The organism is Alphaproteobacteria bacterium (assembly GCA_037200005.1).
In the GTDB taxonomy this organism is placed as follows: domain Bacteria; phylum Pseudomonadota; class Alphaproteobacteria; order UBA9219; family RFNS01; genus JBBCGY01.
The window spans coordinates 731,803-748,254 of record JBBCGY010000001.1 but is presented as its reverse complement, the minus strand read 5'-3'; the positions used below and the strand labels follow the sequence as shown (position 1 = coordinate 748,254).

Genomic DNA, 16,452 nt, shown 5'->3' with positions numbered 1-16,452 from the left:
AGGTCCAGTATCGATTCTGCACGGCAGGCCTGTTTCTGTCCAATCATCATCATGCGAGGAAAAGTCATGACACGCAAAATTCTCCTGGCCCCGCTTTTCGGCCTCATGCTGGCCCTATCGGCCTGCCAGACCGACAGCCTCAGCAGCGTCGGCACCAAAGAAGGCGTCGGCACGGTCGGCGGCGCGGCGCTCGGCGGCTTGCTCGGCAACCAGTTCGGCGGCGGCTCCGGCAAGACCATCGCCACGGTAGCGGGCGTCCTTCTGGGCGGCTGGGCCGGCAATTCGATCGGCGTTTCGCTCGACCGCGCCGACCAGACCTATATGGGCAGAGCCCAAAGCCAAGCCTATTCGGCCCCCGTCGGACAGCAAATCGTCTGGAGCAATCCTCAGAACGGCAATTCCGGCACCATCGTTCCGACTCGTGACGGGCACGACGCTTCGACCGGCGCTTATTGCCGCGAATATCAGACCACGGTCACGGTCGGCGGCAAGAAGCAGGCCGCCTACGGCCAGGCTTGCCAACAGCCCGACGGCTCCTGGCAAGTCGTCAAGTAACCAGACAGCCGAGGCCGGCGCCGGATGCCGGAGGTTCTGCATTGATAGAGCGCGCTCTATCGGATAGAATCTCCCGATATCTGACACCGGTTCTCGACATCTGAATGGCCAACCCTTATCAAATCCTCGGCGTTACCAAATCCGCAACCGCGGATGAGCTCAAAAGCGCCTATCGCAAGCTGGCGAAGAAGCTGCATCCCGATGTCAATCCGGGACGCAAGGATATCGAGCATAAATTCAAGGAAATCACCGCCGCCTACGATCTCGTATCCGACCCGGTCAAACGCGCCAAATTCGACCGGGGCGAGCTCGACGACATGGGCAACGAACGCGGCGGCTTCGCGCGCGGCGGTGGCGATCCGTTCGGCCAGCATGGGGGCGGCGGACGGAGCTATAATTACAGTTCAGCGTCTTCTGGCAATACCGATCCGTTCGGCAGCTTCAGCGAAGATTTATTCGCCGATCTGTTCGGCGGCAGCAAGCGGCGCGGCGCGGGCATGGGCGGCGGCGCGCAGACCAAACCGCGCGGCGGCGACGCCACCTATACCCTGACGGTGGGCTTCATCGAAAGCTGTCTCGGCGGCAAGCAGCGCGTCACCATGGCGTCGGGAAAGACCATCGACGTCAATGTCCCGCCCGGAACCGAAAACGGAACCAAGCTGCGCCTGAAAGGATTAGGCCAGCCCGGCCCCGGCGGCGCGGGCGACGCCATCATCGACATCAGCGTCACGCCGCATCCATGGTTCACCCGCAAGGATCGCGACATCAACCTCGAAGCGCCCGTCAGCCTTTCCGAAGCCCTGCTTGGCGCCAGCATCAAGGTGCCGACGCTCGACGGCACGGTGGCGGTCAAAGTCCATAAAGGCGCGAATACCGGCACCTTGCTGCGCCTTAAAGGCAAGGGCGTTCCTGCCTATGGCGGCAAGGAATCGGGCGATTTGTATGTCAGGCTCAAAGTCGTGCTGCCCGACCCGCCTGATCATGCGCTGGCCGACATTGTGGAAAAATGGAGCAAGAAGCACGCCTATGACCCCCGCGCCAAATTGGGGTGGGAAAGCTGACGGATGCCCAAGGCTGTCAGAAATCTTGCCGTATTGCTCGCCGCCCTGTCCTTATGCGCCTGCAACCCTATCGACGGGGTGATGGCAATAGTCGGGTTATCAATGCTGGGCACTGATGGCCTTGTGCATGGCACTTATACCGAAGAAATCTTGCCGGTGCCGGAGGCGTTGGCCTCAGGAATGCTTATGACCACGCGGAAGGCCTATCAGGCCATTGGCGCGCCGGGCAAGGGCGAATATGGGAGCCTGTCTATTCTTGGCCAGATTTCCCATGAGCTTGTCGGTCCCGAAGATATCGGCAACCCTTCAATCGGAAAGCAATATTTCACACGCCAAGACATGAAAGTTATCGATGTTCCGCGGGGAACAACTTTCAAAGTGCTTGAGGTTATGGCCGTCACTAAACATGGGATTAAGACGATAGATTCCGGCCAGGGGCCGATTTGCTTCCTGGTTCTTGCTGATAGCCAGGGCGAAAAATATTATACTTCGACCAATGCATTCGGCATTAATCGGGAAGATAGGTTCGTCAAATATATTTCGGCGTCTCCCAGTATTAAGACAGCCATGCTGAGCTCCGATTCCTTCGGAGAATGCCGGAAATTCACATTCAACCCCTGAAGCCCGACCATTTGACCCGCCAAATCAATCGTGTAGAGTAGCCGCCACCCTTGCATGCCAACTCATATTGCAAGGAATCCAGCTTTGATATTAAGGGTTTCTCATGTCCGACATACCTGCTGTTTCCCCGTTGGTTTCCAATCTGATGAAAGGCAAGCGCGGCCTCGTCATGGGCGTCGCGAACGACCGCTCCATCGCCTGGGGAATCGCCTCCGTCGCCGCCGCGCACGGCGCGGAACTGGCCTTCACCTATCAGGGCGAGCCGCTGCTTAAGCGCGTCGGGCCTCTGACGCAGTCGATCGGCTCCAATATCCTGCTGCCCTGCGACGTGACCGACGCGGCCAGCATCGACGCCGTGTTCACCGAACTCGGCAAGCATTGGGACAATCTCGATTTCATCGTCCATGCGGTGGCCTTTTCCGACCGCAAGGAGCTTGACGGGCGCTATCTCGATACCACGCGCGGCAATTTCCTGCAGACCATGGACATTTCCTGCTATTCTTTCACCGCGCTGGCGCAGCGCGCGCTGCCGATGATGAAAAACGGCGGCAGCCTCCTGACGCTGTCCTATCTCGGCGCCGAGCGCGTCATGCCGCATTATAACGTGATGGGCGTCGCCAAAGCCGCGCTGGAAGCATCCGTCCGCTATCTCGCGGTCGATCTCGGCAAGGACAATATCCGCGTCAACGCCATCTCGGCGGGGCCGATCAAGACGCTGGCCGCGAGCGGCATCGGCGATTTCCGCTATATCCTGAAATGGAACGAGATCAACGCGCCGCTGAAGAAGAACGTCACGCAGCAGGAAGTCGGCAATGCCGCGCTCTATCTGCTCAGCGATCTCGGCAGCGGCATGACCGGCGAAGTGATGCATGTCGACGCGGGCTATCACGCCGTCGGCATGGTGGCGGTGGACGAAATCGCCGCGCTGCGCGAGCTGGTCGGCAACATGGCGGAAAGCCAGAACCACACGGCATAAACGATGGCCGGTAACAGCTTCGGCACGATCTTCCGATTCACCACCTGGGGCGAAAGCCACGGCCCCGCCATCGGCGTGGTGGTGGACGGCGCGCCGCCGCTGCTGCCGCTCAAACCCGAAGACATCCAGCAGTATCTCGACCGCCGCAAGCCGGGCCAGTCGAAATTCACCACGCAGCGCCAGGAACCTGACCAGGTGAAAATCCTGTCCGGCGTATTCGAGGATACGACGACGGGTACACCCATTAGCCTGCTGATCGAGAACGAGGACGCGCGCTCGAAGGATTACGGCGACATCAAAGATAAGTTCCGCCCCGGCCACGCCGACTACACCTATCAGGCCAAATACGGCATCCGCGACTATCGCGGCGGCGGACGCAGCTCGGCGCGCGAAACCGCCTGCCGCGTCGCGGCGGGCGCGATCGCGCGGAAAATCCTCGGCGCGGGCATCGTCATTCGCGGCGCCTTGATTCAGGTCGGCGCGGACAAGATCGACCGCGCCAACTGGGATTGGAATGAAATCGACCGCAATCCTTTTTTCTGTCCCGACGCCAAAGCGGCGGAACGATGGGCGGAAAATCTCGAGCGCATCCGCAAGGAAGGATCATCCACCGGCGCGATTATCGAAATCGTCGCAAGCCATGTTCCCGCCGGCCTAGGCGATCCGATCTATGACAAGCTCGACGGCGATCTCGCGCGAGCGATGATGACGATCAACGCGGTCAAGGCGGTGGAAATCGGCGACGGTTTCGCCAGCGCCGCGATGACCGGCGAAAACTCCAACGACGAAATGCGCGCGGGCGAAAACGGCAAGCCGGTTTTTCTCAGCAATCATGCGGGCGGCATTCTCGGCGGCATTTCCACCGGCCAGGACATCGTCGTGCGCTTTGCCGTGAAGCCCACGAGCTCGATTCTGACGCCACGCCGCACCATCGATATCCACGGCCAGGACACGGAGATTCAGACCAAGGGGCGGCACGATCCCTGCGTCGGCATCCGCGCCGTTCCGGTCGGCGAGGCGATGATGGGCTGCGTGCTGGCCGATCATTGGCTGCGGCACAAGGCGATGGCAGGCTGATCTCATGAAGACGCCCGCAGCCCTCCTGAAGCTCCGCGCGCAGATCGACGCCATCGACGACATTCTGCACGATGCCCTGGTCGCTCGCGCCGAAATCATATCCAAGGTGCCCGCCGTCAAAGGCAAGCAGCATCTTTATATCCGTCCCGGACGCGAGGCGGCGATGATGCGCGCCTTGCTCGAACGCGACCAGGGCAAGCTCCCGCCCGGCCTCATCGCCAGAATATGGCGCGAGATGATCGGCGCCTTCACGCTGACGGAAGGCGGGCTGAACGTCGCGACCACGGATGAATTCTGGGACATGGCGCGCGATTATTACGGCAGCTTCACGCCGATGATACCCTGCGCCTCCACGGCAAAATCTTTTGAGGCCTTGACCAAAGGCAAAGCAAAAATCGCCGTGCTGCCGCTGCCGGAAAATAGCGGACGCGATCCATGGTGGACGAAACTGGCCCGCCATCCCGAATTGCGGATTTTCGCCCGTCTGCCTTTCGACCAGCGCGACGCCAAACGCAGCAATTGGCGCGGCAGCCGCAAGGGCGCGCTGGCCGTCGCCCGTCTCGATCCGGAACCGACCGGGCAGGATCATGGGCTGATCCTGCTAACCTCGAAAACCGCCATCAGCGCCGCCGCCATTCGCGCGGCTTGCAAGAAAGCCGGAACGCCGCCGGTTCATTTGTTTTCAGCCAAGGAACGGAAGTACTGGCTGGTGACGGCGGGTCACCTGATTGACAAGGATTCCTCGCTTTTCAATGCATTGCGGCTTGTGGGCCAGGTGCGCTATGTTGGAGGCTATGCCGTACCGGTGGCATTGCCCTAACCCCAGACCGTTTCATAGCGCCATGATCCAGCCCAAACCGAAACCACACATTGAATCCCTGGCGCATTACCGCGCCGGCGATCCTTTTTCGCCCAACAGTAATCTCATTCGCCTGTCCTTCAACGAAGGCGCGTTCGGCCCGAACGTGAAGGCGATCACCGCCTATCATTCGGCGTCGACCTATCTGCACCGCTATCCCGACCTGACCTATGCCGAACTGCGCACGGCTATCGCGGCGGCCTATAGCATAGAGGCGGACCGGATCATCTGCGGCGCGGGATCGGACGACCTCATCATCCTGCTGGCGCGCGCCTATGCCGGAGAGGGCGACGAAATCATCTACAGCCAGTACGGCTTCGCGATGTATTCCATCGTGGCCAAGGCGGTCGGCGCGACCGGCGTGGCCGTGCCTGAAAAGAACCTCACGCTCGATGTCGACGCCATGCTCGCCGCGGTCACGCCCCGCACGCGTATCGTTTATATCGCCAACCCCAACAACCCGACCGGCAGCTATATCAGCGAGTCCGACCTGATGCGCCTGCACGCCGGATTGCCGCGCGAAGTTCTTTTGGTGCTCGACGCTGCCTATGCCGAATACATGACCGAAAGCGACTATACCGACGGCCTGGGCCTCGCCGCGACCACGCCCAATGTCGTGGTCACGCATACTTTCTCCAAAATCCATGCCCTCGGCGGCATGAGGGTCGGCTGGGCCTATGGCTCGATGGCGCTGGCGGACACGATCAACCGGCTGCGCAATCCGTTCAACATCGCCGGGCCTGCGGCGGCGGCGGCCATCGCCAGCCTGGAAGACAGGGACTTCCTGCGCCGCAGCCGTGAGCATAACAAGCATTGGCGCGGATGGCTGAGCGCCGAGCTGAACGCCCTCGGCTTCCATGTTCATCCCAGTGTCGCGAACTTCGTGCTGACCGGCGTCGGCTCGACGGCCAGGGCGCAAGCGCTTATCTCCTATATGCGCGACGGCGCGATCCAGATTCGCCCGATGCCGGGCTATGGCCTGCCCGATCATGTCCGCATTACCGTCGGCAAGGAAGACGAAATGCTGGCGCTGGTCGCAGCCTTGAAGAATTTCTGCGCCAAGGAATCCTGATGCCCGTTATTTTCGACCGCGCGGCGATCATCGGTATCGGCTTGATCGGCTCGTCCCTGGCGCGGGCGCTGCGCAAGCATGGCCTCGCGGGGCATATCGCCATCGCCGACAGCGATCCGGAAAATCTGGCGCGGGCGCGCGAATTGAATCTGGGCGACGCCTTCGTGGGCGATGCTGCCGAAGCCGTCCGCGAGGCCGATCTCGTCGTCATCTGCACCCCCGTCGGCACGTTTGAGAGCGTGGCGCGCGCGATCGCTCCCGCCCTGCGCTCCGGCGCGCTGGTGACCGATGTCGGTTCGGTGAAACAGGCCGCCATCGCCGCCATCGCGCCGCATATCCCGCCCGGCATTCATTTCATTCCCGGCCATCCCATCGCCGGAACCGAGCATTCCGGCCCCGACGCCGGTTTCGCCGAATTGTTCGACGGGCGTTTCTATCTTTACACCCCCCTGCCCGGCACCGATCCGGCGATGACCGGAAAACTCGAAGCCTTGTGGGCCGCCTGCGGCTCGAAAGTCGAGGCGATGGATGCCGCGCATCACGATAAAGTGCTGGCGATCACCTCGCATCTGCCGCATCTGATCGCCTATTCGATCGTCGGCACGGCGGCCGATCTCGCGGGCGACCTGCAGCAGGAAGTGATCCGCTATTCCGCCGCGGGATTCCGCGATTTCACCCGCCTCGCCGCCAGCGATCCTGTGATGTGGCGCGATATTTTCCTGAACAACCGCGAGGCGGTTCTGGAAATCATGCAGCGTTTCTCGGAAGATTTGACCGCGCTGCAGCGCGCGATCCGAAAGGGCGACGGCGCGACACTCCATGACCTCTTCGCCCGCACCCGCGCCATCCGCCGCGAGGTTATCGGGGTTAAGCAGGCCTGACGGACGCGCGGACAACAAAAAATCCGCCGGATTTGCATCGCGGCGGATTTCGGGCAGAATTTTCCCTGGGATAGTCAATACCTCAAGCCAGGATTAAAATCAAGGGAAATTTCCTACATTTGCGCGAAGAGCTAAAAAGCGTTGCGGCAGAAGGAGTTCGGATGAATTTATTCATGGCCTATATCGGCGGCTATAAAAAGGACGCCAATATCGAGCTTCACGACATGCGTTTCGTGGCCGGGGAGACGATCGAGGATTGTTATGACGATCTTCTGAAACAGTGGTGGGGAGATTATAAAATGCTCCATCTCGACGCGTGGGGTATTGTCAAAAACGCCGACGGCTACGCCGTTTCTCTGCAAGAGCATCCGGCAGAACATCCGGAAAAGCTCTATTTCGTCAATCTCGGCGGCTACGATCCGGAGCAATTCACCGAATTGCACAAGAATGTTCTGATCGTCGCCAAAGACGAAGAGGAAACAAAAAAGAAAGCCAAAGCGCAGGTCCAGGATTGGACAACGCCGCACCGGGATAAATGGTTCGAGGTCGAGCAGATATTGGAATTAAACAGAATAGGGAAATATTACATCCATCTGCAAAAAACCGACAGCCCCGAACCGTTCGAGTTCACTTGCGCCTATAAAGTGATTACGGAAGAATAATCCCTACACATCCACATCGGTCACGAAGCGGGCGTTTTCCTGGATGAATTGAAAGCGCAGTTCGGGCTTGCGGCCCATCAGGCTTTCGACCAGATCGTCGGTGGCTTTGATCTCATCGGCGGTTTCCGGATCGCCCGCTTTCGGCACAACGACGCGCAGCAAGGCGCGCTTGCCGACATCCATGGTGGTTTCGCGCAATTGCGCGGGCATCATTTCGCCAAGGCCCTTGAAGCGGCTGATATCCACCTTGCCGCGCCCGGAAAATTCCGTTTCCAGCAGCAGGTCGCGATGCGCTTCGTCGCGGGCATAGGCATTTTTGCCGCCCTGGCTCAACCGGTATAGCGGCGGCTGCGCGAGGAACAACCGTCCCGCGGCGATCATGCCCGGCATCTCGCGGTAGAAAAACGTCAGCAGCAGCGAAGCGATATGCGCGCCGTCGACATCGGCGTCGGTCATGATAATGACGCGCTCATAGCGCAGCTTATCGACGCTGAAGCCCGTTCCCGCGCCGCAGCCGAGCGCGAGGATCAAATCGGCGAGTTCAAGATTGCCGCGCAGCTTCTCCACGGTCGCGGAGGCGACGTTGAGAATCTTGCCGCGCAAAGGCAGAATGGCCTGCGTCTCGCGGTCGCGCGCCTGCTTGGCCGAGCCGCCCGCCGAATCCCCTTCGACCAGGAAAATCTCGGTGCCTTCGGCGCTGTTCCTCGAACAATCGGCGAGCTTGCCGGGAAGGCGCAGCTTGCGGGTCGCGGTCTTGCGCGCCATATCCTTCTGCTGCGCGGCGCGGGCGCGTTCTTCGGCGCGCTGAATCAGCGCCTCCAAAAGACGGTTGCCGCCTTGCGGATTGGCGGACAGCCAGTGATCGGCATGATCCTTGACGCTTTGCTCGACCAGGCGCGTGGCTTCCTGGCTGACAAGCTTTTCCTTGGTCTGGCCCTGGAATTGCGGCTCGCTCATGAACAGCGACAGCATCACGGCGGCGTCGGCGAAGGCTTCATCGCCGGTCAGCGCCGACACCCGGCGATTGCCGGAAAGCTCGCCATAGGCGCGAAGCCCGCGCAGCAGCGCGCTGCGCATGCCGCTTTCATGCGTGCCGCCCTGAGGCGTCGGAATCGTGTTGCAGTAGGAATGGCAGAATCCCTCGCCGCCTTCTTCCGGCCAGGCCACCGCCCATTCCAGCTTGCCCGCGCCGCCGGGGAGATCGATGAAATCGGCGAAGACTTCCGTGGTCAGGGTGACGCGGCCTTCCAGTCTTTCGCGCAGATAGTCGCTAAGGCCGCCGGGGAAATGCAGCGTGGCGGCGGGCGGAATATCGCTGCCGTCTTCGATCAAATCCGGATCGCAGCGCCACAGGATTTCCACGCCGCGGAACAGATAGGCTTTCGAGCGCGCCATGCGATAGAGCAAGGCGGGCTTGAAGGCGGCGCGCGCGCCGAAAATCTCGACGTCCGGCTTGAAGGTGACGGTCGTGCCGCGCTTCGTCGTCGCGCCGCGCTTTTTCAGCTTCGATACCGGCGCGCCCTTGCTGTAGCTTTGCTCGTAAAGCTCTTTGTCGCGCGCGACCTCGACGGTCAGCTCTTCGCTGAGCGCGTTGACCACCGATACGCCGACGCCGTGCAATCCGCCGGAAGTCTGATAGGCCTTGCCGGAAAACTTCCCGCCCGAATGCAGCATGGTCATGATGACTTCGAGCGCGGACTTGCCGGGAAATTTCGGGTGATTATCCACCGGAATGCCGCGCCCATTGTCGCGCACGGCGACGCGGTTGCCCGCCATGAGTTCCAATTCTATGCGCGAGGCATGCCCCGCGACCGCCTCGTCCATCGCGTTATCGAGAACTTCGGCGGCGAGGTGATGCAGCGCGCGCTCGTCGGTGCCGCCGATATACATGCCGGGGCGGCGGCGCACGGGTTCAAGCCCCTCCAGCACCTCGATATCGGCGGCGGCGTAGGAATCGGTCTTCTTCGCGGTTTTGAATAAATCGGCCATGGAGGCATATATAACCGATTCCCCGGCCAGGGAAATAGCTATCCGTTCGACGCGGTCGGCACGACGGCGGAGATCATCGACCGCGTGAAGAGTCCGCTGCGGGTGCGCGGATCATCCGGCCCCACGATCAGCGACGGATTATCCGTAGGCGTGCCCGCGATATCCTTGGGCGTGCCCGCGACAACCAGTTCATCCGCCAAGGCGCGATAGGTGCTTTGAAACCGCACTTGCGCCGCCAGATCGACGCCGGGCAGGCTGGAGGCGACATGCTCGACAATGACCGTATCGAGAACATAACCCAGCGCGGCTTCGCGCGAAGGAAAGCACAGGAAACCGCTATCCTCGCGAATATCTTTCAGATCCCGCCTCATCTGCTGCGCAAGCCTGCGAAAAAGACGAACGCCAGGAGATTGCTGATTCTCACGCTCCAGCAATTCCCTGGAAGCAAACGCCAGCGTCGTGGGATCGGAGGCGACCAGCGAACCTATCAGCGAGCGGTAAGTGTCGTGAAATTCCGTCATGAGAGCCGGCGCAAGCGGGGAAACCCCATCCACTCTTTCCACGATCTCGCGATCGGCCATTTTTTTATAGATGAAATTCAGCGCTTCGGTATCGTTGCGTATCATGCCCTTATAAGGCAGGCAGCCTTCCTGCAAGGCGCGCCAATCGCTGGCGAGATTGTCAAATTTATCGCGGGGAAGAAGCGCCAGGTAAATACTGGCTTCCTCCGCTCCATGAACGCCGCTGGCGGCTTCTTCGATATGGCAGAGCTGCGCCGCGCGCCGATGATCGCCCTTGAGCCTGGGATCGTCGGTCTTGATCCTGAGCGCGTCGGCCAGAATTTTTCCTTCCGCCGGATCATTCCAACAAGCGCCGATCATATCCGCGGTAATCTTGCCCTTGCTGTCTTCGATGATGTCGTGCGCAAGCGCCGCCGCGATGGCAATAGCGACTTTGGAAGAGGGCCATGATGCCCCGACATCCTTCTTTACGCCCAGCGCGGTGCGCGCCGGATGCCAGAATACCGATTCAGTGGGGAAATTTTCCCGGAAGCGAGTCTGATAAAAATCCGCGACTTTATCGGCAATAACGATCAAGGAAGGATGATCGACCAGATTGCCGCGCACGAAATCCGCCACTTCCTGCCCCGGACGCGGCGCGCGGGGATGCGGATAGTTAAAGACTTCTGGCGAGCCAAAATCGGTAGTCATAGCGCTGTGGTCCGTATCGGCCTTGATTGCAAAGAATCCCAATTTTTCGGGAGGAAGCTTTTTGTCCGGGCTGCTACAGCCGATAGTAGCGCCTCGGAATGTTATGCACTTCCATAAATCAGGTCGCAAGATTGCACAAATCAATTACTTGCGGAAGTAAAAAACCCATATGGATTGCACTTTCATAGCATCAAAAATAGGTAACAATTTACCGGTAAAAATCAGGCCCATTTCATGGTTTTTCCAAGCTCCAATAAACCAATCTTTTCATGTCAAGAAATCATTTCGGTGGATAAGTAAAATGACCCGCTAGCGCGGATTACTCTTTTTAGGTATATAGGCAGTGACCACAACATATAGGGATTTGACGGCTTTCTAGCACTATCCATTGGATAATATAGCCTTTTCAGGCGTATATTCAGATATGTGAAAGCTGCCGCCGGACTCTGTATTCACATTACGCCATGGGGAGCCAATGTCGATGACCTGGACTGAGCAAAAGATCCAAATGCTGCGCGATATGTGGGGCAACGGCTTCAGCGCCAGCGATATCGCCAAAAGGCTCGGCGGATTAACCAGAAACGCCGTGATCGGGAAAGCACACCGGTTAAAATTGTCCGGACGCCCCTCCCCGATTCGCCGCGAAGATGAAACCGCGCCCAAGGCCACCGGCATGGTTCGGGCCAGAGCGCCGAAGAAAATCATGATGCGGCCCGGGCCGTCCATGCCCCCTCCGCCTCCGCCCGCGCCGGTGGCTATCGTCAAGCGCAGCGCCGAGGCGATGAAATCCGCCGTCGCGCCGATCAAGACGACCGAGCGCCAATGCCGCTGGCCTTACGGCGATCCGCGTTCGCAGGATTTCAAATTCTGCGGCTGCCATACGGTGGAAGGCTTGCCTTATTGTCCCGATCACGCCCGCGCCGCCTATCAGAATTTCGGACGCGGCCGCGGCAAGCGCGACGAAGCACAGACAAGTTTGCCGAGCGCGTAGTTTTATTCTACTTCCCCGTCCGGTCCAGATCGCGGTGACTGATGCCGACGATATGGCCTTGCGCCGCGAGAATGTTGCCGAGCTGCTCCGCGACGAAAACCGAGCGGTGCCTGCCGCCGGTGCAGCCGATTGCGATGGTCAGATAGCTTTTGCCTTCCTGGGCATAGCGCGGCAAAAGCGGAATCAGCCATGCCAGCAAGCCGTCGGCAAAAGGACGATAGCCTTCATCGCCCGCGATCATCGCGGCGACGGGCTCGTCCTGGCCGGTCAGCGGGCGCAAATTCGGATCCCAATGCGGATTGGCCAGAAACCGCACATCGACGACCAGATCGGCCTCGCGCGGAATTCCGTACCGGTAAGCAAAGGAAGTCACGAAAAGATTCAAGCCGCCGCCTTGCTCCGCGCGATAATGCCCGAAGAGCAGGCGGCGCAAATCATGCAGCGTCAGGAGCGAGGTGTCGATCACATGATCCGCATGATCCATCAGCGGACGCAAAAGATCGCGCTCGCGCTTGATGCCGTCCACGACCGGCCGGTCGACGGCGAGCGGATGACGGCGGCGGGTTTCGCTGAAACGGCGCAGCAGCGCCTCGTCTCCGCATTCAAAAAAAAGCAGCGTCACCGCCAGCGATGGGTCTGCGCTTAAACGCTCATGTTGGGCAAGCATATCCTGGATATTGAAATCGGCATTGCGGCTGTCGATGCCGACGGCGAGCGGCTTGTCCTGCGCCGCGCCATGCTCGACCAGCGCGCCGATCATCGACTGGCGAAGGTTATCGACAGCCTCATAGCCCATATCCTCGAACGTCTTCAGCGCCGTGGACATGCCAGCGCCCGACATGCCGGTGACGAAGATGACGCGGCGCCGTTTGTTGTTTTTGTTTGATGCTGGTTTGGTCATGCGGTCATTCTAGCAAAGACCAGTGCAATGCCGCAAAAATTTTTGCGACCGCCGCCGGATCATGCGGAGTCAGCGGCATGCAAGGCGCTTCGCCACCGGGAAGCGATTGCATAGTTGGCGTGGCGGCGGGTTCTGGCATTTGCCCCGGCGAAAGCAGCGTGACATACAAACGGACAAGAGCGCCCGCCGCCGTTTTTTCCGGCGGAAGTTTTATAATGCCGTAGCCGCGAATTTCGATAAGGCCGCGCAAAGCTTCAGGCGCGGACGCCATCGGCCCTTCCGGTGCCGCCTCGATCAAGGTTTGATCGTCGCTGACGAGCAAGCCCCCGCGATCCATGAGCCGCAGCGCCAGCGAGGATTTCCCGCTGCCCGCCGCTCCGGCAATCAGTACGCCCGCATGGCCGCAGTCCGGCAGGCTGACGCAAGAAGCATGGATCAGTGGCATTGATTTCTCTGCATGTCTTTCTTTTCCGCTTTGCACAAATGTCACAAATTCCGCCAAAAAGCCTTAATGTAGGGGCTATACTTGCCGGAAAGTTAATGATTAACTAGATAAAATGGAAGCGAATCGAAGCGGAGCGTAATCGTGACGCGAGATGGAATAATATCATGATGACTGCGAGCCTGGAAACTTGTCCGGCCTTGGTCCTGAACGCGGATTTCCGTCCGCTGAGTTACTTTCCTTTATCGTTATGGTCATGGCAGGACGCGATCAAGGCGGTGTTTCTCGAACGCGTCAATATCCTGTCCGAATATGACCGCGAGGTTCACTCGCCCAGCCTGAAGATGAAACTGCCGAGCGTCATCGCGCTCAAGGAATATATTCCGGCCTCGCGCTACCCCGCCTTCACCCGCTTCAACGTCTTTCTGCGCGACCGCTTCGCCTGCCAATATTGCGCGCGGCAGCACAGCACCCACGAACTGACCTTCGATCACGTGACGCCGCGTTCGCGCGGCGGGCGCACGGTATGGGATAATGTCGTCACTGCCTGCGGCGCATGCAATTTGCGCAAAGGCAGCCGGCTGCCGCGTGAGTGCGGCATGTACCCGCAGCAGAAGCCCTTCCGCCCGGCGGGCTTCCAGCTTCAGGAAAACGGGCGGGCCTTCCCCCCCAATTTCCTGCATCAAAGCTGGCGGGATTATCTATATTGGGATACAGAGCTAGACCCCGCTTAAGTTTTCCTGGATTTCAAAATATTCGATGCCTGCCTTCGGATCACGCACCCGTATTCTCGCGCTCGTCGGCCAGAACGAGAACGGCATGCTTATCGACTCGTCCGAGGGGATGGGCCGGTTCTTCACCCGCATGGGATACCAGCATCAAGTCATCGACCTGCTGGCGTCCGGCGGCCTGGCGCTGCTGGGCAAGGCGCTGAAGGGCGGCGACATCGCTTTCGCCTATGGCTTTGCCGGAGTCGGCAGCCAACTGCTGGCCGGAAACGACGTTAATCTGTGGACGGCGTTGCGGCTGCCTTTCGTCGCTTTCTGGTTCGATCATCCGTCCTATCATTATCGCCAGCATATCGTGTCCAGCCCCTATATCCTGAACTGCTATCACATACGCGACCATCTCGAAGCGCGGCAGAAATACCTGCCGCCGGGCAACGCGGCGCTGTCGCTGCCTCCCACCTCGCCGGGCCATAATCCGTACGCGCGCGCGACGCCCTGGGCCGCGCGGCAGCGGAAATTCTTCTTCGCCAAAACCGCGTACCGGCCCGAAGCCATCGCCGCGAACTGGAATAAATACCCGCCCCTGCTGCGCGACATGCTGGCGAGCCTGGCCGAACAGGCGCGATCCGACCGCCATCTCGACCTCGCGGCGGCAACGGCGGCTTCGTTCGGGAAAATAGGCCGCCCGCTCAGCGATCTCGACGGCTTCATGGGCGTGATCCAGGAAATCGACCGCTATATCCGCGCTTGGCGCAGCGACCGCCTGGCGCGCGCCTTGATGGCCTATCCCGTCCATATCTATGGCCGGGGATGGGATTATCTGGCCGGGCAATCTTCCACCGCCGAAATATTTCCCGCATTTCCGGCCGTTGATCTATGGCGCAGAATGACGGATTACCGCCTGGTCGCGAATTCCAGCCCGCTGTGGCGCGACGGCGTTCACGAGCGCGTGACGATGGGCATCGCCAGCGGGTCGGTGACGCTGACCGACCGTTCGGAAAAAACCGACCAGTTGTTCGGCGACCTGCCGAATTATGTCGGCTTTGAATGGAACGACGACGATATCAAACAAGCCGTCGCGCTGGCCTGGGACAAAGCTCATGACGAGGCCGATTATCTGGATGCGGGCGAACTCCGGACGACGGAGCTTGGGTACAACGAGGCGAATTTCATGCGCCCGCTCGAAGAGGCGCTGCTCACTCTCGGCAAGTAAATGGAAATTTACCGGGGACTCCATTTCCTTGTCATCGACATGGCGGAGGACACCGGAAAACGCCCTACCCGGCCATGAATTTCGCGTAGGTTTCGTCGAACCAGGCGATGCGCTCCTCTTGGCCGCCAAGCATAGGCTCCATCCATGTCTGGTGCGCCGTCTGCTGCAGACGCTCGGCGGACAGCTGGTCCTCTTCGGCGAGGGTGGTGCTGTATTTCATGATGCCCTCCTTGACCTCGGCGGTAAACAGCTCCACGTCCGGCTCCAGAATTTGCGCGTAGTTTATCCGGTAGAAGGTCGTATCAGGCGCGGTGGGAGTATATAAGCCGACCCCCGCGATGCCGTTCCATGTCATGAAGAGCAGGAGATTGGGGAATATTTGCATGATGATATAACTCGGCTTCGCCATGCGATCGCGCGCGCAGCTCTCGCGGAAGTCGGCGAAAATCTCGTCATATATCCTGGTCTTATCCACGATCATCGCGCTGTGAGGATCGCCCCGGAAATAACGGAACACGCCGGGCGGAAGATAGCCGTTGGCGCTGAAGGTTCCAGGATGAGCGATGCCGATATGATAATCTTCGAGCGTCAGATGGTAGCAGATTTTCCAGTTGGCGGCGACCGTCCGCTCGATGTCGCCCATCGGATCGAACGAGCCGGTGATCTTCTCGACCGGCGCATGGAACGGGCCGAGATAGTCGGCGAGCGACGGGCGCGGCGTTTCGTCCCCCGGCTCCGGCGGCAAGCGCCCGAACACAAGCCCGCCGCAGATATCGACCTCGATAGACTTCAGATGACGGTCGAGCGCGCCCTGTTTCTTGCCGAACAGTTCCTCGCACAGCGGCGCGCCGATGACCTTGCCCTTGGCGTCATACATCCAGCCATGCAGGCCGCAGCGCAGCGGTCCGTTGCCCTTGTCCTCCGTGCGCAACGGAAAAAAACGGTGCGCGCAGACATTCTCGAAACCGGCGAGCTTGTCATGAAAGCGCTGCACGAATACCGAGCGGCCCCACAAATCGGCCCTGATCCAGTCGCCATGCGCGGCGAGATCGCGCGTAAGGCCCAGCATGGTCCAGGCGCGACGTCCGAAACGCTCGCGCTCGGCCTTCAAGACGGCCGGATCGGTGAATTCGGCAGTCCAGACCGCCGGATCGCGCGCGATCTTGGCGGGCTTGCCGGGGCTTACGATAATGGACATCCCGCGTCACTCCCT

The 16,452-nt window shown here is 60.1% G+C and carries 17 protein-coding genes; 12 read left to right on the top strand and 5 right to left on the bottom strand.

All coding sequences use genetic code 11. The features are described 5' to 3' along the window. Nucleotides 1-66 precede the first annotated feature (66 nt). From WDO70_03790 to WDO70_03750, 9 genes are all read left to right on the top strand, one after another. Nucleotides 67-555 (top strand): RT0821/Lpp0805 family surface protein, encoded by a 489-nt coding sequence (locus WDO70_03790; GenBank protein MEJ0062329.1) that lies wholly within the window; start codon nt 67-69, stop codon nt 553-555. Between the two features lie 104 nt (nt 556-659). After that, complete coding sequence (locus WDO70_03785) at nt 660-1,616, top strand: DnaJ C-terminal domain-containing protein (protein ID MEJ0062328.1); 957 nt, start codon at nt 660-662, stop codon at nt 1,614-1,616. Between the two features lie 3 nt (nt 1,617-1,619). Beyond that, entirely contained in the window at nt 1,620-2,237 is a 618-nt protein-coding gene (locus WDO70_03780) for a hypothetical protein (protein ID MEJ0062327.1), read from the top strand. A gap of 103 nt (nt 2,238-2,340) precedes the next feature. Continuing rightward, nucleotides 2,341-3,213: an enoyl-ACP reductase FabI gene (fabI, locus tag WDO70_03775; GenBank protein MEJ0062326.1), complete on the top strand. Its 873-nt coding sequence runs from the start codon at nt 2,341-2,343 to the stop codon at nt 3,211-3,213. Between the two features lie 3 nt (nt 3,214-3,216). Beyond that, complete coding sequence (gene aroC, locus WDO70_03770; GenBank protein MEJ0062325.1) at nt 3,217-4,290, top strand: chorismate synthase; 1,074 nt, start codon at nt 3,217-3,219, stop codon at nt 4,288-4,290. Nucleotides 4,291-4,294: 4 nt separating this feature from the next. Continuing rightward, nucleotides 4,295-5,110, top strand: a complete 816-nt coding sequence (locus tag WDO70_03765; protein MEJ0062324.1) for a chorismate mutase — start codon at nt 4,295-4,297, stop codon at nt 5,108-5,110. Nucleotides 5,111-5,132: 22 nt separating this feature from the next. Continuing rightward, the gene (hisC, locus tag WDO70_03760) at nt 5,133-6,221 is read left to right on the top strand and encodes a histidinol-phosphate transaminase (GenBank protein ID MEJ0062323.1); all 1,089 of its coding nucleotides are present in this window, start codon (nt 5,133-5,135) and stop codon (nt 6,219-6,221) included. Then, the gene (locus WDO70_03755) at nt 6,221-7,102 is read left to right on the top strand and encodes a prephenate/arogenate dehydrogenase family protein (GenBank protein ID MEJ0062322.1); all 882 of its coding nucleotides are present in this window, start codon (nt 6,221-6,223) and stop codon (nt 7,100-7,102) included. The genes hisC and WDO70_03755 overlap by 1 nt, the downstream gene beginning before the upstream one ends. 161 nt (nt 7,103-7,263) lie before the next feature. Then, nucleotides 7,264-7,764 (top strand): DUF1543 domain-containing protein, encoded by a 501-nt coding sequence (locus WDO70_03750; protein MEJ0062321.1) that lies wholly within the window; start codon nt 7,264-7,266, stop codon nt 7,762-7,764. 3 nt (nt 7,765-7,767) lie between these two features. Here the strand turns inward: WDO70_03750 and parE are convergent, their stop codons facing one another. Further along, complete coding sequence (gene parE, locus WDO70_03745) at nt 7,768-9,753, bottom strand: DNA topoisomerase IV subunit B (GenBank protein ID MEJ0062320.1); 1,986 nt, start codon at nt 9,751-9,753, stop codon at nt 7,768-7,770. Between the two features lie 38 nt (nt 9,754-9,791). Further along, nucleotides 9,792-10,964 (bottom strand): hypothetical protein, encoded by a 1,173-nt coding sequence (locus tag WDO70_03740; protein ID MEJ0062319.1) that lies wholly within the window; start codon nt 10,962-10,964, stop codon nt 9,792-9,794. 481 nt (nt 10,965-11,445) lie between these two features. Here WDO70_03740 and WDO70_03735 point away from each other — a divergent pair, with 481 nt between their 5' ends. After that, a complete protein-coding gene (locus tag WDO70_03735) occupies nt 11,446-11,955 on the top strand; it encodes a GcrA family cell cycle regulator (protein ID MEJ0062318.1) in 510 nt (169 codons plus the stop codon). A 7-nt stretch (nt 11,956-11,962) separates the two neighbouring features. Here the strand turns inward: WDO70_03735 and rapZ are convergent, their stop codons facing one another. Next, complete coding sequence (rapZ, locus tag WDO70_03730; GenBank protein ID MEJ0062317.1) at nt 11,963-12,856, bottom strand: RNase adapter RapZ; 894 nt, start codon at nt 12,854-12,856, stop codon at nt 11,963-11,965. A 4-nt stretch (nt 12,857-12,860) separates the two neighbouring features. Next, a complete protein-coding gene (locus WDO70_03725; protein ID MEJ0062316.1) occupies nt 12,861-13,301 on the bottom strand; it encodes an HPr kinase/phosphatase C-terminal domain-containing protein in 441 nt (146 codons plus the stop codon). A 164-nt stretch (nt 13,302-13,465) separates the two neighbouring features. Between WDO70_03725 and WDO70_03720 the strand changes: the two genes are divergently transcribed. Both WDO70_03720 and WDO70_03715 read left to right on the top strand, forming a co-directional pair. Next, the gene (locus WDO70_03720; protein ID MEJ0062315.1) at nt 13,466-14,032 is read left to right on the top strand and encodes an HNH endonuclease; all 567 of its coding nucleotides are present in this window, start codon (nt 13,466-13,468) and stop codon (nt 14,030-14,032) included. A 25-nt stretch (nt 14,033-14,057) separates the two neighbouring features. Beyond that, nucleotides 14,058-15,239 (top strand): hypothetical protein, encoded by a 1,182-nt coding sequence (locus tag WDO70_03715; GenBank protein MEJ0062314.1) that lies wholly within the window; start codon nt 14,058-14,060, stop codon nt 15,237-15,239. A 64-nt stretch (nt 15,240-15,303) separates the two neighbouring features. On the opposite strand, the gene WDO70_03710 is transcribed toward WDO70_03715, so the two are convergent. Next, entirely contained in the window at nt 15,304-16,437 is a 1,134-nt protein-coding gene (locus WDO70_03710; protein ID MEJ0062313.1) for an SRPBCC family protein, read from the bottom strand. Nucleotides 16,438-16,452: the final 15 nt, after the last annotated feature.

Excerpts from the sequence above, each read along its gene's own strand:
- WDO70_03790 (MEJ0062329.1), top strand. The coding sequence starts at position 67 with ATGACACGCAAAATTCTCCTGGCCCCGCTTTTCGGCCTCATGCTGGCC.
- WDO70_03785 (MEJ0062328.1), top strand. The coding sequence starts at position 660 with ATGGCCAACCCTTATCAAATCCTCGGCGTTACCAAATCCGCAACCGCG.
- WDO70_03780 (MEJ0062327.1), top strand. The coding sequence starts at position 1,620 with ATGCCCAAGGCTGTCAGAAATCTTGCCGTATTGCTCGCCGCCCTGTCC.
- fabI (MEJ0062326.1), top strand. The coding sequence starts at position 2,341 with ATGTCCGACATACCTGCTGTTTCCCCGTTGGTTTCCAATCTGATGAAA.
- aroC (MEJ0062325.1), top strand. The coding sequence starts at position 3,217 with ATGGCCGGTAACAGCTTCGGCACGATCTTCCGATTCACCACCTGGGGC.
- WDO70_03765 (MEJ0062324.1), top strand. The coding sequence starts at position 4,295 with ATGAAGACGCCCGCAGCCCTCCTGAAGCTCCGCGCGCAGATCGACGCC.
- hisC (MEJ0062323.1), top strand. The coding sequence starts at position 5,133 with ATGATCCAGCCCAAACCGAAACCACACATTGAATCCCTGGCGCATTAC.
- WDO70_03755 (MEJ0062322.1), top strand. The coding sequence starts at position 6,221 with ATGCCCGTTATTTTCGACCGCGCGGCGATCATCGGTATCGGCTTGATC.
- WDO70_03750 (MEJ0062321.1), top strand. The coding sequence starts at position 7,264 with ATGAATTTATTCATGGCCTATATCGGCGGCTATAAAAAGGACGCCAAT.
- parE (MEJ0062320.1), bottom strand. The coding sequence starts at position 9,753 with ATGGCCGATTTATTCAAAACCGCGAAGAAGACCGATTCCTACGCCGCC.
- WDO70_03740 (MEJ0062319.1), bottom strand. The coding sequence starts at position 10,964 with ATGACTACCGATTTTGGCTCGCCAGAAGTCTTTAACTATCCGCATCCC.
- WDO70_03735 (MEJ0062318.1), top strand. The coding sequence starts at position 11,446 with ATGACCTGGACTGAGCAAAAGATCCAAATGCTGCGCGATATGTGGGGC.
- rapZ (MEJ0062317.1), bottom strand. The coding sequence starts at position 12,856 with ATGACCAAACCAGCATCAAACAAAAACAACAAACGGCGCCGCGTCATC.
- WDO70_03725 (MEJ0062316.1), bottom strand. The coding sequence starts at position 13,301 with ATGCCACTGATCCATGCTTCTTGCGTCAGCCTGCCGGACTGCGGCCAT.
- WDO70_03720 (MEJ0062315.1), top strand. The coding sequence starts at position 13,466 with ATGATGACTGCGAGCCTGGAAACTTGTCCGGCCTTGGTCCTGAACGCG.
- WDO70_03715 (MEJ0062314.1), top strand. The coding sequence starts at position 14,058 with ATGCCTGCCTTCGGATCACGCACCCGTATTCTCGCGCTCGTCGGCCAG.
- WDO70_03710 (MEJ0062313.1), bottom strand. The coding sequence starts at position 16,437 with ATGTCCATTATCGTAAGCCCCGGCAAGCCCGCCAAGATCGCGCGCGAT.